Source organism: Pseudorhizobium marinum, assembly GCF_000705355.1.
GTDB lineage: Bacteria > Pseudomonadota > Alphaproteobacteria > Rhizobiales > Rhizobiaceae > Neorhizobium > Neorhizobium pelagicum.
In genome coordinates, this window is record NZ_JMQK01000002.1 from 232,459 (window position 1) to 255,259 (window position 22,801).

Sequence of the window (22,801 nt, forward strand, 5' to 3'; positions counted from 1 at the left end):
CTCCTAAAATGGCAGCTAAAGAAATCAAGTTCGGCCGCACTGCGCGCGAAAAGATGCTGCGCGGCGTCGACATCCTCGCTGATGCAGTGAAGGTCACGCTCGGCCCCAAGGGTCGTAACGTCATCATCGACAAGTCCTTCGGCGCACCGCGCATCACGAAGGACGGTGTATCGGTCGCCAAGGAAATCGAACTCGAAGACAAGTTCGAAAACATGGGTGCCCAGATGGTCCGCGAAGTTGCTTCGAAGACCAACGACATCGCCGGCGACGGCACCACGACCGCAACCGTTCTTGCCCAGGCCATCGTTCGCGAAGGCAACAAGGCCGTTGCTGCCGGCATGAACCCGATGGACCTGAAGCGCGGCATCGATCTGGCCGTTTCGGAAGTCGTGAAGGATCTCCAGGCCAAGGCCAAGAAGATCTCCACCTCTGAAGAAGTTGCACAGGTCGGCACGATCTCGGCAAATGGCGACAGCCAGGTTGGCCGCGACATCGCCGAAGCCATGCAGAAGGTTGGCAACGAAGGCGTCATCACCGTCGAAGAAGCCAAGACTGCCGAGACCGAACTCGAAGTCGTCGAAGGCATGCAGTTCGACCGCGGCTACCTGTCGCCCTACTTCGTCACCAACCCTGAAAAGATGGTTGCTGACCTCGAGGATCCCTACATCCTCCTGCACGAGAAGAAGCTTTCGAACCTCCAGGCCATGCTGCCGGTTCTCGAAGCCGTCGTTCAGTCGGGCAAGCCGCTCCTCATCATCGCTGAAGACGTCGAAGGCGAAGCTCTTGCAACGCTCGTCGTCAACAAGCTGCGCGGCGGCCTGAAGATTGCTGCCGTCAAGGCTCCTGGCTTCGGCGATCGCCGCAAGGCCATGCTGGAAGACATCGCCATCCTGACGGGCGGCACTGTCATCTCCGAAGACCTCGGCATCAAGCTCGAGAATGTCACGCTCGACATGCTCGGCCGTTCGAAGAAGGTCTCGATCACCAAGGAAAACACCACGATCGTCGACGGTTCGGGCCAGAAGTCCGACATCGAAGGCCGTGTTGCCCAGATCAAGGCTCAGATCGAAGAAACCTCTTCCGATTACGACCGCGAGAAGCTGCAGGAACGTCTTGCCAAGCTCGCTGGCGGCGTTGCCGTGATCCGCGTTGGTGGCTCGACGGAAATCGAAGTCAAGGAACGCAAGGACCGCATCGACGACGCCCTGAACGCGACCCGCGCTGCTGTTCAGGAAGGCATCGTGCCCGGCGGTGGTACCGCTCTCCTGCGCTCCTCGGTCAAGATCACGTCCAAGGGTGCAAACGACGACCAGGAAGCCGGCATCAACATCGTTCGCCGCGCCCTGCAGTCGCTGGTTCGCCAGATCGCAGAAAATGCCGGTGACGAAGCTTCGATCATCGTCGGCAAGATCCTCGAAAAGGACAACGACAACTTCGGCTACAACGCTCAGACCGGCGAATTCGGCGACATGATCGCCATGGGTATCGTCGATCCGGTCAAGGTTGTCCGCACGGCTCTGCAGAACGCAGCTTCGGTTGCTTCGCTGCTGATCACGACGGAAGCCATGATCGCCGAACTGCCGAAGAAGGATTCGGCTGGCGGCGGCATGCCTGGCGGCATGGGCGGCATGGGCGGCATGGACATGATGTAAGACCTTCGGGTCTGACATCTGGGCCATCCGGTTCAGGTTTAAGGAAAGGGCGGTCTTCGGGCCGCCCTTTTCTGTTGGGTGGCCTACCGAACAGAGGCCAAGGCCAGCGCCTTCCCGGAGTATCGTTCAGCTTTAGAAGACGATCTGTCGTCGATTGTTCATCTTTCAGGAATCTCCGAAACGAGGCACATAGGTCTCCAGAATTTCAATGCTCACGACAACCGGATTTTCCTGGAGACCTCCCATGCACAACACCACCACGAACAACCTTCTGCTTCTCGCCGGCCGCGTTCTTCTCTCGGCCATGTTCATCATCTCCGGCTATTCCAAGCTGGTCGATCCGGCCGGCACCGCCGGCATGATCGCCGGCGCGGGCTTCCCCGCTGCAACCGCACTTGCCTATCTGGCCGGCGTCTTCGAACTTGTTGCCGGTCTTGCCGTCATCGTCGGCTTCCAGACCCGCATCGCCGCCATCGCGCTTGCCGCCTTCACCGTCTTCACCGGCCTCGTCTTCCACTCGGGCCCCATCAACGTGCCTGACTTCCCGGAAGCCGCCAACGGCCTGCTGACAGTCTTCAACGGCCTGATGATGATGAAGAACCTGACGATTGCCGGTGGCTTCCTAGCGCTTGCCGCCGTCGGTGCCGGCGCCTACTCGCTCGACGCCCGTCGCCAGCCGGTCGCGGTCGCTGCCTAAGCTTTTCTGAATTCCCTGCCCAAGACGGGGCGCCGGGCCATCTGGTCCGGCGCCCTTTCTCGTTTCAGCGCTTTTTCCCGTTTCAGCCCTGGCGCTGCGCCAGCCAGACGGTGGCGCCGCCGCAATCGGGGTCCTGCGTCACCTGCGAGACCACCCGGAAGCCGTTGGCGGTGAGAAGCTCCAGATAATCCTCGCGGTCGAGGCTGGCATGATAGAGCGGCTCGCCGCCGAATTCTCCCATGGCCACGCCGGAGAAGTGACCGGCGGTGAACATCAAGGGCGCACCGGGTACCGAGAGGTAGGCGAAGACGGGGAACATCGCCCGCTGGTCCGCCGGGTTCAGGTGGAAGAAGCTGTGCCAGGCAATGATGCCGTTGAAGGTGCGCCCCGGCGGCAGCTTGCGCATGTCGCGGACGATCCACTGCTCTTGCGGGAAACGCTGCCGGCAGAGACCAATCAGGCTTTCCGAGCTGTCGACGCCCGTCACGCGAAACCCGCGCCGGATCAGGTCGGCAGCGATCGGCTCGCCGGATCCGCAGCCGAGATCGAGGACGATGCCCTGGGCGGGAACGAGAGAGGCGAAGCGATCGATCCAGGGCTTCTCGAACAGGTTCTTGCCGCGCAGTTCGTCGAAGGCCAGCGCGTGCCGCTCGTAGAGACCGATGATGTTGTCGTCTTCAGCCATCGGCGCGCTGCAGGGCTGTCTGGACGGCGGAGATGATCTGCGCGACCCGCGGATCGGCATCATGCGCCGGCTTGCGAGCGCGCACGAGGCAGGCCTCGCTCTTCAGGATCACGCCGTCGCCCAGGACCTTCAGGTGGTTGGCCTTCAAGGTGGAGCCAGTGGAGGTGATGTCGACGATGATGTCGGCCTGGCCGGCGGCGGGCGCGCCCTCGGTGGCGCCGAGGCTTTCGACGATGCGGTAGAGCTGGATGCCGTGCTGGCGCGAGAAGAACTGCTGCGTCAGGCGCCAGTATTTCGTGGCGATCGCCAGGCGCCGGCCGTGGCGGGCGCGAAAGTCGGTCGCAACGTCACCGAGATCCGCCATGGTCTCGACGTCGAGCCAGATCTCCGGGACGGCAACCACGACATCGGCCTGGCCGAAGCCGAGCCGGGCGCAGAACTCCACCTTGTCGTCGACGCCGGGCATGCCCTCGCGCACCAGATCCTCGCCGGTGACGCCGAAATCGACGGCGCCGCTTGCCAGTTCCCGGGCGATCTCGGAAGCCGAGAGATAGGCGATCTCGATGCCATCGATGCCTTCGACGCGGCCGCGGTAGGAGCGGTCATTGCCGATACTGGCGATGCTGAGACCGGCACGTTCGAAGATCTCGACGGTGCCGTCCTTGATGCGCCCCTTGGAGGGCAGTGCGATGGTGATGGTCATTTGAATGTCCTCGCCGTCTCGATGCGATCGAGCCAGAGCGCGAAGCCCACCGCCGGGATGCGGTCCTTGGCGCCGAGCAGGGTCAGCAGCCGGTCGAAGCGGCCGCCACCAGCAAGCACCGCGGAGGCGCCCGCTTCCGTCACCTCGAAGACGAGGCCGGTATAATAGTCGAGCGGGCGGCCGAAGGCAGCGCGGTAGGTCATGGCCGAGAGATCGAGCCCGGCGTTGGCGAGCGCTGCCAGACGGGCGTCGAACTGGGCGAGCGCAGGCCCGAGCTTCAGGCAGGCCGCATCGGCAAAGCCCGCAAGTGCTGCGGAGGCCTCCGAGAGCGGCAGGCTCAGGGTCAGGAATTCGCGCAGCAGCAGCAGGGCGCTGCCATCGAGCCTGGTCTCGGCCAGCGTCAGCTTCTCCTGGAGGCGGCGGGCGATCTCGAGCGGTGAGCGGCTGGCATTGGTGGAATAGCCCGTCGTCTCCATGGTGCGATCGATCTGCGCCACGAGCTCGGCCTCGTTGCCGGAGGCAAGCAGCGCGGCGATTTCCGGATCGAGACCCGTGACCGGCTGCGGACGGGCGAGCCGTTCCAGCAAAGCTTCCAGATGACCCATGTCACCGAAGGCATGGATCAGCCGCTTCTGCCAGCCGAGCGGCAGGCCGAGCGCCTTCACCACGGCCTCGAAGACCGCCTGGTCGCCGAGCGTCAACGTCAGCGGGCGCCCCGGCAGGAGGCGGGCGAGAATGCCGACCGCGTCACCGATCAGGCGCGCGTCGGCGCTGGCGATATCCGTCTCGCCGAGATCCTCGATGCCGGCCTGGTAGAATTCGTGGGAGCCCTCGCGGCGCTGGCGAAACACCTCGCCGAGATAGGAATAGCGCTTCGGCGTGCCGGTCGCCGTCTCGATGTGGCGCAGGCAGACGGGAATGGTGAACTCCGGGCGCAGGCAAAGGCTTTCCCCCGTCTCGCTCTCGGTGAGAAAGATCCGGCGCCGCAGATCCTCGCCGGCCATGTCGAGGAACGGCTCGGCCGGCTGGATGACGGGCGTGTTGACGTGGACCGTGCGGCGACGGGAGAATTCGTCGAGCAGGTCGGGGGCGAAATCGGGCATGTCGGTCAGGGGCATGATACACCATAGCGTGGAGAGTACCCCCCTCTGTCACTTCGTGACATCTCCCCCTCAAGGGGGGAGATCGAAGGGAGTTCGCGGCGCCCGCCCCAGATCGATCTCCCCCCTTGAGGGGGAGATGCCCGGCAGGGCAGAGGGGGGTGAATCGCATCCATCAGATCAAATATCCTTCGCCCGCCGCCGGTCTTCCGCCTGCGCCGCCAGGATCTCCTTTACCTTGGCGACGAGATCGGCTTCCGCCACCGTCTCCTGCGCCACACGGGCCTCGCGCCAGGCGGCATTGTCGTCGATCTCGCCGGAGAGGCGCTTGCCCTCGATCAGGTCCTTGATCTGGACCACACCCTCGGCGCGCTCGTCGCCGCCCTGGATGATGGCGATCGGTGAGCCGCGGCGGTCGGCGTATTTCAGCTGGTTGCCGAACTTCTTCCAGTTGCCCTGGTACATCTCGGCGCGGATGCCCTCGCTACGCAGCGCCTGCGTGAAGCGCTGGTAGCGGCCCATGCTCTCGACGTCACCGTCCATGACGGTGACGAGGACCGGGCCGAGGACTTCGTCCTGGCCGAGCTTGCCGAGGTTCTTCAGCGCCGTCATCAGGCGCGAAACGCCGATGGAGAAACCGGTGGCCGGCACCGGCTGGCCCATGAAGCGCGAAACGAGGCCATCATAACGCCCACCGCCGCCGACGGACCCGAAGACGACCTTTTCGCCCTTCTCGTTGGTGACATCGAAGGTCAGTTCGGCTTCGTAGACGGGGCCGGTGTAGTATTCGAGGCCGCGGACGACGGAGGGGTCGATCTTGATGCGGTCGGGGCCATAGCCGGCAGATGTGACTAGGCTGCGAATAAGATCAAGCTCTGCGAACCCCTCGGCGAAACCACCGCTCTGTTTATTGGCATCGTTGAATGCCACTTCCTCTTCGCCGTCCACAAACCGTTCATTTGCTACAACTTTGAGAATGAAACTGATCTGGCGTTCATCCAGCCCTGCCCCCTTGGTGAAGTCACCGCTTTCATCCTTGCGGCCCTCACCCAACAGAAGCTTCACGCCTTCCGGGCCGAACTTATCGAGCTTGTCGATGGCGCGCAGCACGTTCAGCCGGCGGCCGGCATTTTCCTCGCCGCCGAGGCCGATGGCCTCCATCACGCCGTCGAGAACCTTGCGGTTGTTGACCCGGATCACGTAGTCGCCGCGCTTGATGCCGAGCGCTTCCATCGTATCCGCCATCATCATGCACATCTCGGCATCCGCCTGGACGCCCGGGGCGCCGACCGTGTCGGCGTCGAACTGCATGAACTGGCGGAAGCGGCCGGGGCCGGGCTTTTCGTTGCGGAAGACATAGCCGGCGCGGTAGGTGCGGAACGGCAGCTGGATCTCGTTGAAGTTCTCCGCCACGTGACGGGCAAGCGGCGCCGTCAGGTCATAGCGCAGCGACATCCACTGGTCGTCGTCGTCCTGGAGCGAGAAGACGCCCTCGTTCGGGCGGTCGGCGTCGGGCAGGAATTTCCCCAGCGCGTCGGTATATTCGAAGAGCGGCGTCTCGACCGGGTCAAAACCGTAGCGCTCGTAGACCTCGCGGATCTTCTCCACCATCTCGTTGGTGGCATGGATATCGGCGGCCGAGCGATCGACGAAGCCACGCGGCAGGCGGGCCTTCAGTTTCTGGGGTTTCTTCTGCTTGTCGCTCATGATCGGGATTCCGTTTTCCGACGGCCGGAGAGGCCGGATTTGTGTGCGGTTTCTTAGAGGATGCAGGCCGGAGCGGCAAGGGCGGAGCCGCTGGCGAACGGCCCGGGCCGATGGTATATATGCGGCCTTGGAAAGGATCTTGGCCATGAACAAGCGCGTCACGATCGAAATGCCGGATGAGATGCTGAAGCTCGTCGAGGAATATGCGGCCGGAGCGGGCGCTGCGCCGGATGCCTATCTGCGCGACGTGATCGAGCAGCACCTGGAAGACCTGCAGGACCTTGCAGTGGCCGAGGAAGCCATGGAACGGCTGCGTAACGGCGAGCGAACCTATACCTGGGACGAGATGGAGCGCGAGCTTGGCCTGGGAGATTGAGTTTCAGGCGACAGCAATCAAACAGCTCAAGAAAATGGGGGATGCCGAGTCAGCGCGTGTCCGAGATTTTCTGCACTCTCGCGTGAAGCCTCTGGATGATCCGCGGCAACTCGGCAAAGCACTTCAGGGGGAACGTTTCAAACACCTCTGGCGGTACCGCGTCGGCGACTATCGCATCATCTGCGACCTCCAGAAACAGCGCCTCGTGGTGCTCGTGATCGACGTCGGCCACCGGCGTGAGGTCTACCGTTAGTTCATGATAGCCGAAGCCCTGCAGTATGCCGCGACCTATCCCGTCACGGCCAGAGAATTTCGCCCCTTCATCGGCTCGTCGGTCAGCCTCTGGTCGCGCGCCGGGCGATGTGCCGGGGCATGGTCGGCGCATGAGGAGAATTGCAAAGCCTTCATCGACGACACGATCACGGGCATGCGGCAGCGGCGGACGGCGGTGGTGCTGGGGTCCGGCCTGTTGCGCGATGTCCCGATCAAGCCGCTCTCGCACGCCTTCGACACGGTGGTGCTGATCGATCTCGTGCATCTGGCGAGTGTGCGGCTGTGGCTCATGGCAAACCGCCTGCGCAATGTGCGGCTGATTTCCCGCGATCTCTCCGGGTTTGCCGAGGCTGCCGCCGGAAGAGCGCCGGAGCCGCTCTCCTTCCTGCGGCAGGTGCCCTATCTCGACCTGGTGATCTCCGCAAACCTCTTGTCGCAGATCGGCGTCGGCGCCGAGCGGCGACTGGAAAGGGAAACGGCAGTGCCCGCCCCCGGCCTGGTGCCGCGGCTGATCCAGGCGCATCTGGACGGTCTGGCAGCCCTCCCCTGCAGCACTATTCTGCTCAGCGACGTGTCCTTTGCGGTTCTCGGCCACGACGGCGAAACCCGCGAGACGGCGGACCTGCTGCACGGGGTGTCCGCGCCGCAGCCGCAGGCCAGATGGACGTGGCCCGTGGTGCCGACTGGCGAAGAGAGCCGGCAGTTCAGCGTGGTTCACGATGTCGCAGCGGTGCGCGCGCTCCGATAGCGCAGTTGAACGCCGGTGCAGAAGGCTTAAGGTGAGACCGAACAGACAGATCGATCCTCATGACCCGTCTTGCCGCCCTGCTGATTTTCCTCTCGTGGCTCCCCTTCTGCGTGATGCCCGCCGTGGCGTCGACATACCCGGAGCCAGTGGCGGCTGGCCATCACCATGCGCAGGGCGCGGCACCTGCGGTAGCCCCTGGCCACCACGTTGATCTTGAGATGGCGGCAGCCGAGACCGCCGAAGTCGGGGCGGTGGGCAAGGGCTGTCCCGCAAGCTTCTGCGCCGCCTGCCTGACGCTGCTGCCGCAACCGCCGGAGGTGGTAGCGGTCGCCGCGTCCTTTTCCTGTCCCTCCGACCATTCCTCCTGCGTGATCACGGCGGGCGCGCCCGCACCACCTGAGCCTCCGCCGCGACGTTGACCGCGGCAATACGGACACAATCAGGAATTCAATTGGAGACACAGACAATGTCTGTCAGGACACAATTCATCATGCTTGCTCTTGGCCTCTCGATGGCGACGCCGGTTCTGGCCCAGGAGCCACACGCCCCGGCCACCCACGGCCATGCCGATACCATGGCTGCTGCCGCCACCGACCCGGTTGCCAAGGCCTTCGAGGACGCCAACCTCAAGATGCACAAGGACATGGCGATCGCCTATAGCGGCGATGCCGATGTCGATTTCGTCCGCAGCATGATCCCCCACCACCAGGGCGCGATCGACATGGCCCGCATCCAGCTGATGCATGGCAAGGATCCCGGCATGCGGGCGCTGGCCGAAGAGGTGATCAAGGCGCAGGAAGCCGAGATTGCCGAAATGCGCAAGTGGCTGCAGGATCGCGGCATGTGAAAGAGCTGGCCGGGCAGGCACCCGCTTGCCCGGCCGCCTTCACGAACCATATCTTCCTCTTAGGAGGCAACCCAATGCGACCGATCACCGCCATCGGCTTCGACGCCGACGACACGCTGTGGCAGAACGAGCAGTTTTATCGCCTGACGGAAGAGCAGTTTGCCGCCCTGCTGGGGGACTACGCCGAGGGCAGCCACGTCTCGGAGCGGCTGCTGGAGGCGGAGAAGCGCAACCTTGCCCACTACGGCTTCGGCATCAAGGGGTTCACGCTGTCGATGATCGAGACCGCCATCGAGATCACCGATGGCAAGGTGCCGGCCAAGACCATCGCCGAGATTCTGGATATCGGTCGCGAGTTGCTGCGCCATCCGGTGGAGACGCTGCCGCATGTGGAAGAGACCCTGCGGGCGCTGAACGGAACCTACCTGCTGGTGCTGATCACGAAGGGCGACCTCTTCGACCAGGAGCGCAAGCTGGCGCAGTCGGGCCTGGGAGACCTCTTCGATGCGGTCGAGATCGTCAGCGACAAGTCCGCCACCACCTACAGGCGAATCTTCTCCAGGGTGGCGGACGGACCCGACCGGGCGATGATGGTCGGCAATTCGCTGAAATCGGACATCGTGCCGGCAATCGCCGCGGGCAGCTATGGCGTCTTCATTCCGCATGCGCTGACCTGGGTGATCGAGCACGTCGAGGCGCCGACCGAGGCGCCGCGGTTCCGGCAGATCGACCATCTCGGCCAGTTGCAGGACGTGCTTGCGACGATTACGGGCGAATGAGCTCTGCCCGCAGACGGTCCACCTCGGGCTGGCAGATGCAGCCGGCAAGGTGGTCGTTGACCAACCCCATGGCCTGCATGAAGGCATAGACCGTGGTCGGGCCGACGAAGGTCCAGCCGCGCTTCTTCAGGTCCTTGGACAATCGGACCGAGGTGGGCGTCGTCGGATTGGCGGAGAGCGTCGCATAGTCCATGACCGTCGGCCGCTCGTCTGCGCCGGGTTCGAAGCTCCAGAAGAACCTTGCAAGCGACCCGAACTCGTCGCGCAGCTCGATCGCGCGGCGGGCATTGTTGATGGTGGAGACGATCTTTCCGCGGTGGCGGATGATGCCGGCGTCGGTGACCAGTCGTTCGATATCCTCCTCCCCGAAGTTCGCCACCCTCTCGAAATCGAAGCCGGCAAAGGCGGCGCGGAAATTCTCGCGCTTGCGCAGGATCGTCAGCCAGGAAAGACCGGACTGGAAACCTTCGAGGCAGATCTTCTCGAAAAGACGGAAGTCGTCGGTGACGGGGCGTCCCCATTCCTCGTCGTGATAACGCCGGTAGTCTTCGAGCCCGCCATGCCAAAAGCAGCGCCCCTGGCCGTCGTCGCCGATGATGATGCCGGTCTTTTCCATCTCGTCCCCAATCGTTAACGCGCCGGCTGCGGCGTTCAGGCCTGGTCAACCATCTTCCCAAACGCGCCGGTAACCCTGCCGAAAGCTTTATAGCCGACGGCCAATTTGAATCGCCACCTGTTTACGCTTCCCTCGTTTTCCGCAGGCAGCGTGGCTGCAAAGGGGCAGATCCGATGCCCCATCGGTGCATGTGTAGCGAGTGGATCCAACGATGAACAAGATGCTTCTGCTGGCCCTCGGGCTTATCCCCCTGTTGTCGACGACGGTGCAGGCAAACGACCGTTATCGGGAACGCCCCCCGGTGATCGTCAGCCCCGACCTGACGGCGCCCTGGCTGATGCAGCTCGGCGGCGGCGGCGTACGGCCGGTGGTCTACCCAAGCCGCCCGGCCGAACCGCGCCCCTTCTTCCGGGAGCGGTCGCGCAGCACTGTGCAGCCGGCGGCGGTGCGGCCCAACGAGGTGGCCCGCCACCAGATCGAGCCGCAGTTCCTGCCGCAGACGGTGGCTTACGACACCGAGCACGCCCCCGGCACGATCATCATCGATACCAACAACCGGTTCCTCTACCTGGTGACCGGCAAGGGACAGGCCCGTCGCTACGGCGTGGGGGTCGGCAAACCGGGCTTCGAATGGGCAGGCATGCACAAGGTCAGTCGCAAGGCCGAGTGGCCGCGCTGGACGCCGCCCAAGGAGATGGTCGCCCGCGAGGCCGCCAAGGGCCATTACCTGCCCGCCAGCATGGACGGCGGCCCGGCCAACCCGCTTGGCGCCCGCGCCCTCTACCTCGGCTCGACGCTCTACCGCATTCACGGGACCAACGCGCCCTGGAGCATCGGCAGCGCCGTGTCCTCCGGCTGCATCCGCATGCGCAACGAGGATGTCGTCGACCTCTACGAGCGGGTGAAGGTGGGAACCAAGGTCATCGTGATCTGAGGAGATGTGGCCGGATCGCCACGATCCGGCCCGTTTCTGGACAGGCAGGCCCTGATTCGGCCGCTGTCGCCTTGTCGGACCGCAGGGACCGGAACATCTTCCTCGCCATCCGATATTCAGTCCGACAGAGGTAAAAATGAAACTGCGAATTCTGCTCATCGCTGTCGCCGGCTTGGCGATCACAGTGACCGCGGGTCAGGCGCCCGCCCAGACCTCAGCTTCCGCACAGCAGCAGACGACGGCAAGCGACGTCGCGCCTTCGGTCCGCAATCGCGCGGTTCCGGAAAAGTACAAGCGCCGCATGGTGCGCTTCTCCACCAACGAGGCACCCGGCACGATCATCGTCGATACGGACAACAAGTTCCTCTACTACGTCGAAGGTCGCAATCGCGCCACGCGCTACGGCATCGGCGTCGGCCGCGAGGGTTTTGGCTGGTCGGGCGTCGTGAAGATCGGCCGCAAGGCGGAGTGGCCGACGTGGACGCCGCCGGCGGAAATGCGCCGCCGCGAAGCAGCCCGGGGTCACATCCTGCCTGCCGTGCAGAAAGGCGGTCCTGACAATCCGCTCGGCGCCCGTGCCATGTATCTCTACAAGGGCGGCCGCGACACGATCTTCCGCATCCATGGCACCAACCAGCCATGGTCGATCGGTCTCAACCTTTCGTCCGGCTGCATCCGGATGATGAACAAGGATGTGGAGCACCTTTACGAGCGTGCACCCGTTGACACCAAGGTGGTCGTCATCGGCCCCGGCAACAAGCATGGCGATGTGGCCTTCAAGGACCGCGGCGTCGACATCTTCCGAACACTCTTCGGAGGCTGACAGAGCTGCGGGCCACCGTCACAAAATCGTGGTACAAGCTGATTAGCTTGCATCACGGTGGCGTGTGCCTCGGCGAGTCGGAGCAGTGATAATGGTTTCGCATGACGTAACGGATCGGGCGCCCGCCCGCAGGCGGGGATCGCCCGTACTTGTATTGGCTCTGGCTGCAGGCGCCGGCTGTTCTGTGCCGGCTGTCGCCGCTGATGTGGCGGCAGAAATTGCCCCGGTCGAAACAACCTATGTTGCGCCGGCGAGCCCCGGCTACTTCGAACTCTCCGCCTATGGCGGATACCAGACGTCGCCGCACAGCGATATCGACGTCTCCGACCAGGCGAGCTTCTCCGCCGGCTGGGAGGGGAAGTCCTTCTCGACCCCGCCGTACTGGGGTGTTCGCGGCACCTACTGGTTCGGCGAGGGACAGCTCTCCGATCTCGGCGTCTCGCTCGATTTCAGCCATGCCAAGGTCTATGCCGACGACGAGACGCTGGCGAAATCCGGCTGGTCGCACTTCGAGATGACCGATGGCATCAACCTGCTGACGCTGAACGCCCTCTACCGCTTTCCGATCGAAGGCACCCGGTTCACGCCCTATATCGGCGCCGGCGCCGGCATCAACGTGCCGCATATCGAAGTGACCCGTGCGAGCGGTCAGACTTCGGAGTACCAGTTCGGCGGCGCGACCCTTCAGGCGCAGGCCGGTGTCAAATACGACATCAGTGACCGCTGGGCCGCCTTCGTCGAATACAAGGGCAACTACTCCTGGGTCGATGTCGACATCGACAGCGGCGCTTCGCTGAAGACCGAGGTCATCACCAATGCCGTGAACCTCGGCGTCTCGTTCAAGTTCTGAGACTTGAACAGGTCATTGCAAGCCGGCGTCCGCGCCGGCTTTTTCTATGCCAGCTTCGCCGGCTTCGGGCCGCCATAGGCCCAATCCAGCAGTTCGACCGTGTGAACGATCGGGAGCGCGGTTGCAGTGCCGATCTGCGTCATGCAGCCGATGTTGCCGGTGGCGATCACGTCGGCACGCGTTGCCTCGATATTCTTCACCTTGCGGGTCTTCAGCTCCGCCGAGATATCCGGCTGCATGATGTTGTAGGTTCCGGCCGAACCGCAGCAGAGGTGACCTTCCGCAGGCTCGCGCACCGTAAAGCCCGCCTTCCGGAGCAGCACCTTCGGCGCCATGGTGATCTTCTGGCCGTGCTGCATGGAGCAGGCGGAGTGATAGGCGACGGCCAAGCCCCGGCTTTCTACCTCGGGTAGCTCAAGCGCCGACAGATATTCGGTCACATCCTTGGCAAGCGCCGAGACCTTTGCCGCCTTATCCGCGTAGGTCGGGTCGAGCCGCAGCATGTGGCCGTAGTCCTTGATCGTCGTGCCGCAGCCTGAGGCAGTGATGATGATGGCGTCGAGGCCACCCGCCTCGATCTCGCGGATCCAGACGTCGATGTTGCTGCGGGCGAAGGCGAGTGCCTGATCCTCCTTGCCCATGTGGTGGACGAGCGCGCCGCAACAGCCCTCCCCCTGCGGCACCACCCCCTCGACACCAAGCCGCGTGAGGAGACGGATCGTCGCCTCGTTGATGCCGGGATCGAGAACCGGCTGGGCGCAGCCCGAAAGGATGGCGACCCGCCCCCGCCGCTCGCCTTCGGGCGCACGGCTGCCGGACCGGGCGGATGTCGACGGCTTCGGCCTAGCCTGCGGTGCCAGATCCAGCATGGCCGCGAGCGGCTTCAGCGGCGCCACCCTTCCCAAAAGCGGTGCCAGCGGCCGGCCGAGGCGGGCAAGCCCCAGCGCCAGGCGAAAGCGTCCGGGATAGGGAAGGACCGTTGCCAGGACCTGCCGGATCAGGCGGTCCATCGGCGGGCGCCGGTAGGTCTTTTCGATGTGGACCCGCGCATGATCGACGAGATGCATGTAGTCGACGCCGGACGGGCATGTGGTGACGCAGGCAAGGCAGGAGAGGCAGCGGTCGATATGGGTGACGACTTCGGCGTCCGCCGCCCGGTCGTTCTCCAGCATGTCCTTGATCAAGTAGATGCGGCCCCGCGGGCTGTCGAGCTCGTTGCCGAGCGTGACATAGGTGGGGCAGGTGGCGGTGCAGAAGCCGCAGTGGACGCAGCGACGCAGGATCTTTTCGGACTCCGCCACATGCGGATCTGCCAACTGCTCGGCGGTGAAATTGGTCTGCACGTTATGCTCCCGCCATCTTGCCGGGGTTGAAGATGCCGGCCGGGTCGAGCTTCTGCTTGACGCGGGCCGAGAGCGCGGCGAGGGCATCGGCTTGCGGCTGGAAAGCCGGCGTCACTGCCCTTGCCTGTTCGGGCGCCCGCAGCAGGGTGGCGTGACCGCCGCCGAGCGCCTTGATGTAGCGGCGCAGCAGCTCTGCCTCCGGATCCGCCTCCATGCGCATCCAGACGAGCCCGCCCTGCCAGTCGAAGAAGGCGTCGATGCCCGCTTCCAGCCGCAGGGCCGCCACCAGCTGGTGCCCGGCGGACGGTGCGACCGAGACGCGCCAGAGCGGCTTCTGCGGCGTGCCGGCATAGGGAGCGACGTCGCGGACCTCCTGCCAGAGATGCCTGCTGTCTTCGGCGCAAAGCCGGCTGACCTCTCCGAACACTGCCATGGCCGCGGTCAGCTTTTCGGCGCGCACCGAGACCGACGCCTCCAGCCCTTCCAGGCGCAGCACCGTCGCCTCGCCGTCCGGCAACCGGCCGCTTAGGAAGCGGCTGCGGACGGTCTGCGGCAGATGCGCGGCGCCGGAGACCTCCACCGGCATCGCCATGGCGACGGCCATGGCCTGCGTGGCGACCGCATCGTCGAGACCGGAAATGACGATGGTTTCCAACGTCTGCGGCACCGGCAGGACCCGGAAGGTGACCTCCGTCAGGAAGCCCAGCGTCCCCTGCGATCCGGCCAGCAGCTTGACGAGGTCGAGGCCGGTGACGTTCTTCATGACGCGGCCGCCGGCGCGGACGATCTCTCCTTTGCCATTGACGAAGCGGATGCCGAGCAGGCTGTCGCGGGCAGCACCGGCCACAAAGCGACGCGGTCCAGAGGCATTGGCGGCGAAGACGCCGCCGATCGTCGGCTCGCCGGTGGTGCCCATGATGCCGCGATGGTCCATCGGTTCGAAGGCCATCATCTGACGGTTGGCGGACAGTGCCGCCTCGATCTCGGCGACCGGTGTTCCCGCCTTCGCCGTCATCACCATTTCCGCCGGCTCGTAGTCGACGATGCCGGTCAATCCGGAAGAGCTCAGCGTGTCGTGGCAGGCGACGGCATTGCCGAAACCGCTGCGGGTATTGCCGCCGACGATCGCCAGGGTCGTGCCCCCTGCTGCCGCGTTGCGGATGACATAGGCCGCATCCGCCTCATTGTGGGGTGTCAGTGTCATGCGGCAGGGCGTCCCTCGAGCGGAAAGACCTTGGACGGGTTGAGGAGCCAGTCGGAATCGAAGGCCGCCCGCACCGCCATCTGCTGGTTGAGGTCCACGTCGGAATACTGGTGGCGCATCAGATCGCGCTTTTCGATGCCAACCCCGTGTTCTCCGGTCAGACAGCCACCGGCTTCGACGCAGAGCTTGAGGATCTCGTTGCCGGCCTCTTCGGCCCGGGCGGCATCCTCCGGGTCGTTGGCATTGAAGAGGATCAGCGGGTGCATGTTGCCATCGCCCGCATGGAAGACATTGGCCACCCGCAGCCCGTAGCGCGCGACGATCTCGGAGGTCTTTTCCAGCACATAGGAGAGCTTGCCGAGCGGCACCGTGCCGTCCATGCAGATGTAGTCGGCGATGCGCCCCGTGGCCCCGAAGGCGGACTTGCGACCCTTCCAGATCAATGCCGCTTCCGTGGCGCTCTGGCTCTCGCGCACGGTCCTGACGCCGTGGCGGCCGGCGATCGCGACGATCTCCTTCAACATCGCCTCCATCTCCGCCTCGGAGCCCTCGACCTCGACAATCAGCAGGGCTGCCACATCGAGCGGATAGCCGGCATGGGCGAAGGCCTCGCAGATCTCGATGGCCGGCTTGTCCATGAACTCGATGGCGACCGGGATGATGCCAGAGCCGATGATGTCGGCGACGCAGGCGCCGGCGGCATCCGAGCTGTCGAAGCCGAAGAGTACGGGACGCGCACCTTCCGGCTTGGCGATCAGCCGGACGGTTGCCTCCGTGACCAGACCGAGCTGGCCTTCCGAGCCACAGACGAGGCCGAGCAGATCATAGCCGGCCGCATCCAGATGCTTGCCACCGAGATCGATGACGGTGCCGTCGACCAGCACCATCCTGACCCCGAGCAGGTTGTTGGTGGTGACGCCGTACTTCAGGCAGTGGGCGCCGCCGGAGTTCATGCCGATATTGCCGCCGATGGTGCAGGCAAGCTGCGAGCTCGGGTCGGGCGCGTAGAAGAAACCTTCGGGACTGACGGCATCGGATATGCTGAGATTGGTGACGCCCGCCTGGACGGTGGCGGTGCGGTTGGCCGGGTCCACCTCGAGGATGCGGGTCATCTTCGACAGGCCGACCACCACCGCGTCCTCCTGCGGGATCGCGCCGCCCGAGAGTGATGTCCCCGCCCCGCGCGCCACCACCGGGATTCCGTAACGGTTGCAGTACTTCATCACGGCCGCGACCTGCTCCGTCGTCGTCGGCAGGACGACGGCAAGCGGCAAGCGACGGTAGGACACGAAGGCATCCGTCTCGAAGGGCACCAGTTCGCGCGCTTCATGCACCACGCATTCGCGCGGCAGCAGGTCCACCAGATCCGCAATGATGGCGGATCGGCGCGCGACGACACTGGCACGAGGTTCCAGGAACTTGATTGCTTCCATCACGGACTTCCTCCCGAAGCCGCCGACCGACCGTCAATCTGCGGCGTCAATTGCGAATATCACGGCACCGCGAGCGACGCCATGCGTTGACTGACGAGAGATGCGCCAAAAAATGGTGATTCAGGTCAGATTTCCGTGTCCTGCGTCGCTTTTGGTCTCAAAAACTTTAGTCTTCGCACCATATTCTAATCTGCGAATAAAATTGCGTGCTGCGGCAGAATCACCGCATTGTACGCGTGTTCACCTGAAACTCAGCTTTGGAGATCCCATCACTTTGCATCTTCTCAACCGCATCACGTCAGATATTGCACTCATGCTTCGGCGGCCGCCAAAGCAGCAATATGCTGCGCTCTGCTATCGGATGAAGAAGAAGCGCAGCGAAATCGAGGTTCTGCTGCTGACCAGCCGCGACAGCGGACGGTGGGTGATCGCCAAGGGTTGGCCCATGGCGGCAAAGAAGGCGCATGCCGTTGCGGAGCGCGAAGCCTACGAGGAGGCAGGCGCCAAAGGCAAGGTCGACAAGGAACCCCTCGGCTACTACCACTACGACAAGGCGCTTCGCAGCGGGCTGAAGGTTCCGGTCCGCGTGCAGGTGCATGCGCTGGAAGTCCAGGAGATGCTGAAGGATTTTCCCGAGAAAGGCAGCCGGCGCCTGGAATGGGTTTCTCCCGAGGAAGCCGCCATGCGCGTCAAGGAGCCGGAACTCAAGGCACTGTTCCTTCAGATGGCCCATGACCCCGGTTCGAGGGCCGAAGCGGCATCGACCGCGGCTGCCTGAAACTTCCGACGCGCCGGATGGTTGTCATCGGAACGCACTGACGCTACGTCAAATCATTCGCATCATCGGCCAGTGACTGGTCACCCCTCCAGGATACGCATCATGGGGACACGCAAGCCGCGTCTCATCAAGCCCACGCTCGACAAGGATCTCGAGAAATTCAACCTGGCCGAGGGCGCTGCCCGGCAGGTGTCGCGGAGCATGGCGGCGTTCTGGACGGTCCTGCTCTTCCTGATCGTGGCGGGGGTTCTTGCCGGCGCGTTTGCGCTGGGGCAACCGGGTACGCTCGTCATCATCGGCGCAGCTGCGCTGGCTGCCTATATGGCGATCAACATCGGCGCGAACGATGTGACGAACAATATCGGGGCCGCCGTCGGCGCGCGGGCGATGACCATGGGGTTCGGGCTTGCCCTGGCTGCGGTCTGCGAGATTGCCGGCGCCGTCATTGGCGGCCGGAGCGTCTCGGACACCATCGCCAACGGCATCATGCACAGCGGCTTCATCGGCGAGCCCTCGGTGCTGGTCTGGTCGATGATGGCGGCCCTGCTTTCGGCGGCGGTGCTGATCAATCTGGCCACGTGGTTCGGCGCGCCGATCTCGACAACCCACTCGATGGTTGGCGGGGTCATGGGGGCCAGCATTGCTGCCGCGGGCTTCAGCGCCGTCAACTGGACCACAATCGGCAGCATCACGGCAAGCTGGATCCTCTCGCCGCTTCTCAGTGCGGTGATCGCTGCGGCGTTCCTGTTCCTCCTGAAGGAACTGATCATCTACAGGGATGACAAGATCGCGGCGGCTCGCCAATGGGTGCCCCCCCTGATCGGGGTGATGGCGGGTGCCTTCTCCGCCTATCTTGCGCTCGTGGGATTCGGGTTTCTGGTCGAGGTGTCCGTGCTGTCCGCGACAGGGCTTGGACTGCTGTGCGGCATCCTGGTCTGGAGGCTCCTCATTCCGGTCGTCCGGCGACAGGCCGAAGGCCTGGAGAACCGCAATCAATCGCTGCGAAAGCTGTTCCGCATCCCGCTGGTCTGTGCCGCAGCACTTCTTTCCTTCGCTCACGGCGCCAATGACGTCTCGAACGCCATTGGTCCGCTGGCGGCCATCGTTGCCAGCGTCCACAGCGAAGCAGCGGGAACTGCCGATATTCCGCTCTGGAGCCTGTTGATCGGCGGCTTCGGCATCTCGCTCGGCGTCCTGCTGTTCGGGCCAAAGCTCGTGCGGCTGATCGGCCTGGAGATCACCAAGCTCAACCCCATGCGGGCCTATTGCGTATCGCTCTCCACCGCATTGACGGTGATTGTGGCAGCCTGGCTTGGCATGCCGGTATCGACCACCCATGTCGCCGTCGGCGCCGTCTTCGGGGTCGGCTTTTTCCGGGAATGGTACACGCGCCACTCGCACCGCCGGCTGGCCTATATCCGGGCAAAATCGGCGAAGTTCGCGGTGGGGGAACCCGTCGAGCGCAATGACAATGAAGTGCGGCGGCGCCTGCTCGTGCGCCGGTCGCACTTCATGAGCATCCTGGCTGCCTGGACGATCACGCTTCCGCTGGCGGCGGGGCTCTCCGCCATCTTCGCCACCATCATGTTTGCCATCTTCCTGTGAGGCTTTGAGATGCGTGCCAACTTCCGGATGCAGCGCCTTTTCGTGGACGCCCCCCTTGCGGCAGGCGCGTTCGTCGAGGCAGCGGCCGATCAGTTCAACTATCTCGTCAACGTGCTGCGGCTGACGGAGGGATCGCAGATCCTTGTCTTCAACGGGCAGGACGGCGAGTGGAGTGCAAGGCTGATCTTCCCGTCACGCAAGAAGCTGGTGATCGAAGCCGTGGAGCAGACGCGGCCGCAGCCACAGGCGCCGGACCTGCAGTACCTGTTTGCTCCCCTGAAGGTTGGCCGGCTCGACTACATCGTCCAGAAGGCGGTGGAGATGGGGGCAGGCCTGCTGCAACCGGTGATGACCCAGCACGTCCAGGGCAAGATCACCAACCTCGACCGGCTGCAGGCCAACGCGGTGGAGGCTGCGGAGCAATGCGGCATCCTGTCGATCCCGCAGGTTGCCCCGCCGAAGAAGCTGCGCGACATCCTGGACAACTGGCCGGCGGACCGGCGCATCCTCTTCTGCGACGAGGGCGAAGAGAGCCAGAACCCGCTTGCTGCGCTAGCCGCCATCCAGGAGAAGCGGCTGGCGCTGCTGATCGGCCCGGAGGGCGGCTTCTCCGAAGAGGAACGCGAGCTGCTGCGCGGCCTCGATTTCGTCACGCCGATCCCGCTCGGGCCGCGCATCCTGCGCGCAGACACGGCAGCGGTTGCGGCGCTGGCAGTGATCCAGGCAACGATTGGCGACTGGCGCTGAACGGAGCCCGTTCTTTTTCTGAAAGCATCTTGAAAGAAATTCACTTGCACCGCACTTCAATCCGGTTAAAGCAGCCGGACGCGACAGATCTGTCGGTCCTACAAGGTAGTTCCCATGGCCCGTGACACCACCGACGAGACACCCCTGAATTCGGTGTCCGAGCTCTCCGACTACCTTGCCAGCGGCGCCCGCCCCGAAGACCAATTCCGGCTTGGAACCGAGCACGAGAAGTTCGCCTTCTTCTTTGCCGACAACAGCCCTGTTCCCTATGCCGGCGAGGCCAGCATCTCGGCCCTCCTGACCGGCATGCAGCAGAAGCTCGGCTGGGATCCGATCATGGATCGCGACAACATCATCGGGCTTGGCGAGCGCTCCGGCATGGGCGCGATCTCGATCGAGCCCGGCGGCCAGTTCGAGCTCTCTGGCGCGCCGCTCGAGACGATCCACCAGACCTGTGCGGAATCGAACCGGCATCTGGACGTCTTGCGCGAGGTTGCCGAGCCGATGGGCATCCGCTTCCTCGGCATCGGCGGCAGCCCCAAGTGGACGCTCGCCGAGACGCCGCGCATGCCGAAATCGCGCTACGAGATCATGAGCCGCTACATGCCGAAGGTCGGCACGCAGGGTCTCGACATGATGTATCGCACCTGCACGATCCAGGTGAACCTCGACTTCTCCTCCGAGATGGACATGGCGCGCAAGATGCGTGTCTCCATGAAGCTGCAGCCGCTGGCGACTGCGCTGTTTTCCTCCTCGCCGTTTACCGAAGGCAAGCCCAACGGCCTCCTCTCCTGGCGCGGCGACATCTGGCGCGACACCGACAACAATCGGTCCGGGCTGCTGCCCTTCGTCTTCGATGCCGACTTCGGCTTCAAAGACTACGTAGAGTGGGCGCTCGACGTGCCGATGTATTTCGTGGTGCGCGACGGACGCTATCACGACTGTACCCACGTCACCTTCCGCCAGTTCATGAACGGCGCGTTGAAGGGTGAGATCGCCGACTGGGAGCCGACGCTCGGGGACTGGACCAATCACCTTTCGACGCTCTTCCCGGACGTCCGGCTGAAGAAGTTCCTCGAGATGCGCGGCGCCGACGGCGGCCCCTGGCGGCGCATCTGCGCCCTGCCCGCCTTTTGGGTCGGGCTGCTTTACGACGAGGGCGCCCTTGCCGCAGCCGAAGAGCTGACGGCAGGCTGGAGCTACGAGGACGTTCTTGCCTTGCGCAACGCGGTTCCCGCGAAGGCGCTCAAGGCAGAAATCGCCGGCCGGCCTCTCATCGATGTCGCGCGGGAGGTGGTCAACATCTCGCGCGCCGGTCTCGCCGCCCGCAATCGTCTCAATGGCGAAGGCCAGGACGAGACGGTCTTCCTGGCGACGCTTGACGAGGTGCTGGCCAAGAAGGCGACCATGGCCGACGATTTGCTGATGCTCTACCACGGACGCTGGCAGGGATCGGTCGAGCCGATCTTCGATCAGTATAAGTACTGATCCTTTCACGCTTTCGAAAAACTGTTCCCGTTGCGAGCTTTCCGGATATATTGGCCTATCACGCCAATCGGAAGGATGCTCCATGCTGCCACTGTTCGACATGATGCTGAAGGCACAGAACGGTGCCGCCATGGATGCGATGGCCAGGCAGTTCAATCTCGCGCAGGAGCAGGCCGCCCAGGCCATGGCCGCCCTGACGCCCGCCTTTTCCTCCGGTTTGAAACGGACGGCGACCAACCCTTATGACTTCGGGGCGTTGATGAACACGATGATGTCCGGCAGCTATGCCAAGTATTTCGAGGATCTCGGCAAGACCTTCACGCCGCAGGGGGTGGCGGACGGCAACGCGGTGCTGGAGAAGCTGTTCGGCTCGCCGGAGGTGTCGCGTGCGATTGCCGCGCAGGCGGAGCAGTTAACCGGCGTCGGCCAAGACATCCTCAAGAAGATGATGCCGGCAATGGCCGACACGCTGATGGGCGGCATGTTCAAGCAGGCCACCGGCCAGATGCAGCAGGGCGGCGACCTCTTTGCCTCGACGCCGATGGGCCAGATGACGAAGCAGTGGCTGGACAGCCTCGGGCTGCAGCCGAAGCAGGCCGCGAGCCAGAACCCGATGGATGTCTTCGACAACCCCTTCATGCAGAGCATGCGATCGGCCTGGGGGATGGACAAGGCCGCTTCGCCGCAGCAGCCATCGCCTGCCGCCATGTTCGCCGACAACCCGTTCATGCAGGCATTCCAGGAGATGATGTCCGGCAGCTTCGGCCACGCCGCTTCGGCCAAGTCACCCTCGCAGGGCGAGGCCAGTGCCGCCGCAAATCCCTATGCCGAGACGCTGAACAGCATGTTCGACAGCGGGCTGGAGGTGCAAAAGACCTACCAGAAGAACATGGAAGCGATCTTCGACACCTACTTCAAGGGCACGACGACGAGCCCGGCAGCTTCGGAGCCGTCGAAGGCCTGATAAAAAAAGCCCGGCCGGAAGATCCGGACCGGGCAAGCAGCAGGGCTATTGGCTATCACCCTGCGGGGAAAAAGTCGTATCAGCTGCGCCGGAGGCGCTCGAACCTGTCCTTGCCGCGGCGGCGCACCGTTTCTGCCAGCAAGGCCGCCGGGTCGTCGAAGACGCCGGAGCGGTGGGTCGCCTGCATCACGTCATGCCGGGTGAGGCCGATGTCGTCGAGCTGGTAGTCATCCAGTTCGTGCAGCCGATTGGCAGCCCATCGGTTGCGCAGCACACGCCAGACGGAATTCGCGACGCCCGCCATTACACCGATCGGTCGGCGAATGCCCGTCTGCTCCTGAACGAGGTCGAGTTCAACTGTCTGGATCGTGCGCATGGTCTGGTCCTTTCCGGTAGGCACGAGAAGGCCGTCCCCTCCGTGGAGGTCTCACGGAAGGGTGGCGAAGGCT

Annotated in this window: 24 protein-coding genes; 15 read left to right on the forward strand and 9 right to left on the reverse strand. The window is 64.2% G+C overall.

All coding sequences use genetic code 11. The features are described from left to right. Positions 1-8: 8 nt before the first annotated feature. Together groL and EO99_RS0103285 are read left to right on the forward strand one after the other, a co-directional pair. Positions 9-1,652 (forward strand): chaperonin GroEL, encoded by a 1,644-nt coding sequence (groL, locus tag EO99_RS0103280; protein WP_029617220.1) that lies wholly within the window; start codon positions 9-11, stop codon positions 1,650-1,652. Positions 1,653-1,896: 244 nt separating this feature from the next. Continuing rightward, a complete protein-coding gene (locus tag EO99_RS0103285) occupies positions 1,897-2,349 on the forward strand; it encodes a DoxX family protein (RefSeq protein WP_029617221.1) in 453 nt (150 codons plus the stop codon). An 82-nt stretch (positions 2,350-2,431) separates the two neighbouring features. On the opposite strand, the gene EO99_RS0103290 is transcribed toward EO99_RS0103285, so the two are convergent. The 4 genes from EO99_RS0103290 to hisS form a co-directional block, all read right to left on the reverse strand. Further along, complete coding sequence (locus EO99_RS0103290; RefSeq protein ID WP_029617222.1) at positions 2,432-3,034, reverse strand: class I SAM-dependent DNA methyltransferase; 603 nt, start codon at positions 3,032-3,034, stop codon at positions 2,432-2,434. Continuing rightward, entirely contained in the window at positions 3,027-3,737 is a 711-nt protein-coding gene (gene hisG, locus EO99_RS0103295; RefSeq protein ID WP_029617223.1) for an ATP phosphoribosyltransferase, read from the reverse strand. The genes EO99_RS0103290 and hisG overlap by 8 nt, the downstream gene beginning before the upstream one ends. Beyond that, positions 3,734-4,855, reverse strand: a complete 1,122-nt coding sequence (locus EO99_RS0103300; RefSeq protein ID WP_029617224.1) for an ATP phosphoribosyltransferase regulatory subunit — start codon at positions 4,853-4,855, stop codon at positions 3,734-3,736. Before EO99_RS0103300 ends, hisG begins: the two co-directional genes overlap by 4 nt. A gap of 162 nt (positions 4,856-5,017) precedes the next feature. Next, on the reverse strand, positions 5,018-6,544 hold the full coding sequence (gene hisS / locus EO99_RS0103305) for a histidine--tRNA ligase (RefSeq protein WP_029617225.1): 1,527 nt from the start codon (positions 6,542-6,544) through the stop codon (positions 5,018-5,020). 145 nt (positions 6,545-6,689) lie between these two features. Here hisS and relB point away from each other — a divergent pair, with 145 nt between their 5' ends. The 5 genes from relB (at position 6,690) to EO99_RS0103335 (ending at position 9,567) form a co-directional block, all read left to right on the forward strand. Continuing rightward, the gene (relB, locus tag EO99_RS0103310) at positions 6,690-6,920 is read left to right on the forward strand and encodes a type II toxin-antitoxin system RelB family antitoxin (protein WP_029617226.1); all 231 of its coding nucleotides are present in this window, start codon (positions 6,690-6,692) and stop codon (positions 6,918-6,920) included. Then, positions 6,904-7,173 (forward strand): type II toxin-antitoxin system RelE family toxin, encoded by a 270-nt coding sequence (locus tag EO99_RS0103315; protein ID WP_029617227.1) that lies wholly within the window; start codon positions 6,904-6,906, stop codon positions 7,171-7,173. The genes relB and EO99_RS0103315 overlap by 17 nt, the downstream gene beginning before the upstream one ends. Positions 7,174-7,176: 3 nt before the next feature. Then, the gene (locus tag EO99_RS28735) at positions 7,177-7,941 is read left to right on the forward strand and encodes a hypothetical protein (RefSeq protein ID WP_029617228.1); all 765 of its coding nucleotides are present in this window, start codon (positions 7,177-7,179) and stop codon (positions 7,939-7,941) included. Between the two features lie 466 nt (positions 7,942-8,407). Next, on the forward strand, positions 8,408-8,788 hold the full coding sequence (gene copM / locus EO99_RS0103330) for a CopM family metallochaperone (protein WP_029617230.1): 381 nt from the start codon (positions 8,408-8,410) through the stop codon (positions 8,786-8,788). Between the two features lie 74 nt (positions 8,789-8,862). Further along, positions 8,863-9,567 carry an HAD family hydrolase gene (locus EO99_RS0103335; RefSeq protein WP_029617231.1) on the forward strand — a complete coding sequence of 235 codons (705 nt, stop codon included), beginning with the start codon at positions 8,863-8,865 and terminating at the stop codon, positions 9,565-9,567. On the opposite strand, the gene EO99_RS0103340 is transcribed toward EO99_RS0103335, so the two are convergent. Then, positions 9,554-10,183 (reverse strand): DNA-3-methyladenine glycosylase I, encoded by a 630-nt coding sequence (locus EO99_RS0103340; protein ID WP_029617232.1) that lies wholly within the window; start codon positions 10,181-10,183, stop codon positions 9,554-9,556. The genes EO99_RS0103335 and EO99_RS0103340 overlap by 14 nt on opposite strands. A gap of 211 nt (positions 10,184-10,394) precedes the next feature. Here EO99_RS0103340 and EO99_RS0103345 point away from each other — a divergent pair, with 211 nt between their 5' ends. The 3 genes from EO99_RS0103345 to EO99_RS0103355 all read left to right on the forward strand — a co-directional run bounded on the left by EO99_RS0103345 (position 10,395) and on the right by EO99_RS0103355 (position 12,790). Further along, positions 10,395-11,117: a L,D-transpeptidase gene (locus EO99_RS0103345; protein WP_029617233.1), complete on the forward strand. Its 723-nt coding sequence runs from the start codon at positions 10,395-10,397 to the stop codon at positions 11,115-11,117. A 136-nt stretch (positions 11,118-11,253) separates the two neighbouring features. Beyond that, positions 11,254-11,940: a L,D-transpeptidase gene (locus EO99_RS0103350; RefSeq protein WP_029617234.1), complete on the forward strand. Its 687-nt coding sequence runs from the start codon at positions 11,254-11,256 to the stop codon at positions 11,938-11,940. 91 nt (positions 11,941-12,031) lie between these two features. Then, complete coding sequence (locus EO99_RS0103355; protein WP_081851968.1) at positions 12,032-12,790, forward strand: outer membrane protein; 759 nt, start codon at positions 12,032-12,034, stop codon at positions 12,788-12,790. Positions 12,791-12,834: 44 nt separating this feature from the next. On the opposite strand, the gene glcF is transcribed toward EO99_RS0103355, so the two are convergent. Genes glcF through EO99_RS0103370 form a run of 3 tightly spaced genes read right to left on the reverse strand, consistent with a single transcriptional unit; the run spans position 12,835 to position 16,773 of the window. Further along, positions 12,835-14,133, reverse strand: coding sequence for a glycolate oxidase subunit GlcF (glcF, locus tag EO99_RS0103360; protein ID WP_029617236.1), 1,299 nt, complete (start codon positions 14,131-14,133; stop codon positions 12,835-12,837). 1 nt (position 14,134) lies between these two features. Next, the gene (glcE, locus tag EO99_RS0103365; protein ID WP_029617237.1) at positions 14,135-15,337 is read right to left on the reverse strand and encodes a glycolate oxidase subunit GlcE; all 1,203 of its coding nucleotides are present in this window, start codon (positions 15,335-15,337) and stop codon (positions 14,135-14,137) included. Further along, positions 15,334-16,773, reverse strand: a complete 1,440-nt coding sequence (locus EO99_RS0103370) for an FAD-linked oxidase C-terminal domain-containing protein (protein ID WP_029617238.1) — start codon at positions 16,771-16,773, stop codon at positions 15,334-15,336. The genes glcE and EO99_RS0103370 overlap by 4 nt, the downstream gene beginning before the upstream one ends. 310 nt (positions 16,774-17,083) lie before the next feature. Here EO99_RS0103370 and EO99_RS0103375 point away from each other — a divergent pair, with 310 nt between their 5' ends. The 5 genes from EO99_RS0103375 to EO99_RS0103395 all read left to right on the forward strand — a co-directional run bounded on the left by EO99_RS0103375 (position 17,084) and on the right by EO99_RS0103395 (position 22,352). Next, positions 17,084-17,548 (forward strand): NUDIX hydrolase, encoded by a 465-nt coding sequence (locus tag EO99_RS0103375; protein ID WP_051679691.1) that lies wholly within the window; start codon positions 17,084-17,086, stop codon positions 17,546-17,548. Between the two features lie 102 nt (positions 17,549-17,650). Beyond that, a complete protein-coding gene (locus tag EO99_RS0103380) occupies positions 17,651-19,153 on the forward strand; it encodes an inorganic phosphate transporter (RefSeq protein ID WP_029617240.1) in 1,503 nt (500 codons plus the stop codon). A 9-nt stretch (positions 19,154-19,162) separates the two neighbouring features. Next, positions 19,163-19,900 carry a 16S rRNA (uracil(1498)-N(3))-methyltransferase gene (locus EO99_RS0103385; protein WP_029617241.1) on the forward strand — a complete coding sequence of 246 codons (738 nt, stop codon included), beginning with the start codon at positions 19,163-19,165 and terminating at the stop codon, positions 19,898-19,900. Between the two features lie 114 nt (positions 19,901-20,014). Next, positions 20,015-21,388, forward strand: coding sequence for a glutamate--cysteine ligase (locus tag EO99_RS0103390; protein WP_029617242.1), 1,374 nt, complete (start codon positions 20,015-20,017; stop codon positions 21,386-21,388). Positions 21,389-21,470: 82 nt separating this feature from the next. Then, complete coding sequence (locus tag EO99_RS0103395; RefSeq protein ID WP_029617243.1) at positions 21,471-22,352, forward strand: DUF937 domain-containing protein; 882 nt, start codon at positions 21,471-21,473, stop codon at positions 22,350-22,352. 79 nt (positions 22,353-22,431) lie between these two features. On the opposite strand, the gene EO99_RS0103400 is transcribed toward EO99_RS0103395, so the two are convergent. After that, the gene (locus EO99_RS0103400) at positions 22,432-22,728 is read right to left on the reverse strand and encodes a DUF1127 domain-containing protein (RefSeq protein WP_029617244.1); all 297 of its coding nucleotides are present in this window, start codon (positions 22,726-22,728) and stop codon (positions 22,432-22,434) included. Positions 22,729-22,801 lie beyond the last annotated feature (73 nt).

Coding starts and splice junctions, on each gene's coding strand:
- EO99_RS0103345 (WP_029617233.1), top strand. CDS start 10,395: ATGAACAAGATGCTTCTGCTGGCCCTCGGGCTTATCCCCCTGTTGTCG.
- EO99_RS0103340 (WP_029617232.1), bottom strand. CDS start 10,183: ATGGAAAAGACCGGCATCATCATCGGCGACGACGGCCAGGGGCGCTGC.
- EO99_RS0103390 (WP_029617242.1), top strand. CDS start 20,015: ATGGCCCGTGACACCACCGACGAGACACCCCTGAATTCGGTGTCCGAG.
- relB (WP_029617226.1), top strand. CDS start 6,690: ATGAACAAGCGCGTCACGATCGAAATGCCGGATGAGATGCTGAAGCTC.
- EO99_RS0103400 (WP_029617244.1), bottom strand. CDS start 22,728: ATGCGCACGATCCAGACAGTTGAACTCGACCTCGTTCAGGAGCAGACG.
- EO99_RS0103375 (WP_051679691.1), top strand. CDS start 17,084: ATGCTTCGGCGGCCGCCAAAGCAGCAATATGCTGCGCTCTGCTATCGG.
- EO99_RS0103285 (WP_029617221.1), top strand. CDS start 1,897: ATGCACAACACCACCACGAACAACCTTCTGCTTCTCGCCGGCCGCGTT.
- EO99_RS0103380 (WP_029617240.1), top strand. CDS start 17,651: ATGGGGACACGCAAGCCGCGTCTCATCAAGCCCACGCTCGACAAGGAT.
- glcE (WP_029617237.1), bottom strand. CDS start 15,337: ATGACACTGACACCCCACAATGAGGCGGATGCGGCCTATGTCATCCGC.
- EO99_RS0103300 (WP_029617224.1), bottom strand. CDS start 4,855: ATGCCCCTGACCGACATGCCCGATTTCGCCCCCGACCTGCTCGACGAA.
- EO99_RS0103335 (WP_029617231.1), top strand. CDS start 8,863: ATGCGACCGATCACCGCCATCGGCTTCGACGCCGACGACACGCTGTGG.
- EO99_RS0103350 (WP_029617234.1), top strand. CDS start 11,254: ATGAAACTGCGAATTCTGCTCATCGCTGTCGCCGGCTTGGCGATCACA.
- hisS (WP_029617225.1), bottom strand. CDS start 6,544: ATGAGCGACAAGCAGAAGAAACCCCAGAAACTGAAGGCCCGCCTGCCG.
- groL (WP_029617220.1), top strand. CDS start 9: ATGGCAGCTAAAGAAATCAAGTTCGGCCGCACTGCGCGCGAAAAGATG.
- EO99_RS0103355 (WP_081851968.1), top strand. CDS start 12,032: ATGGTTTCGCATGACGTAACGGATCGGGCGCCCGCCCGCAGGCGGGGA.
- EO99_RS0103290 (WP_029617222.1), bottom strand. CDS start 3,034: ATGGCTGAAGACGACAACATCATCGGTCTCTACGAGCGGCACGCGCTG.
- hisG (WP_029617223.1), bottom strand. CDS start 3,737: ATGACCATCACCATCGCACTGCCCTCCAAGGGGCGCATCAAGGACGGC.
- copM (WP_029617230.1), top strand. CDS start 8,408: ATGTCTGTCAGGACACAATTCATCATGCTTGCTCTTGGCCTCTCGATG.
- EO99_RS28735 (WP_029617228.1), top strand. CDS start 7,177: ATGATAGCCGAAGCCCTGCAGTATGCCGCGACCTATCCCGTCACGGCC.
- EO99_RS0103385 (WP_029617241.1), top strand. CDS start 19,163: ATGCGTGCCAACTTCCGGATGCAGCGCCTTTTCGTGGACGCCCCCCTT.
- EO99_RS0103395 (WP_029617243.1), top strand. CDS start 21,471: ATGCTGCCACTGTTCGACATGATGCTGAAGGCACAGAACGGTGCCGCC.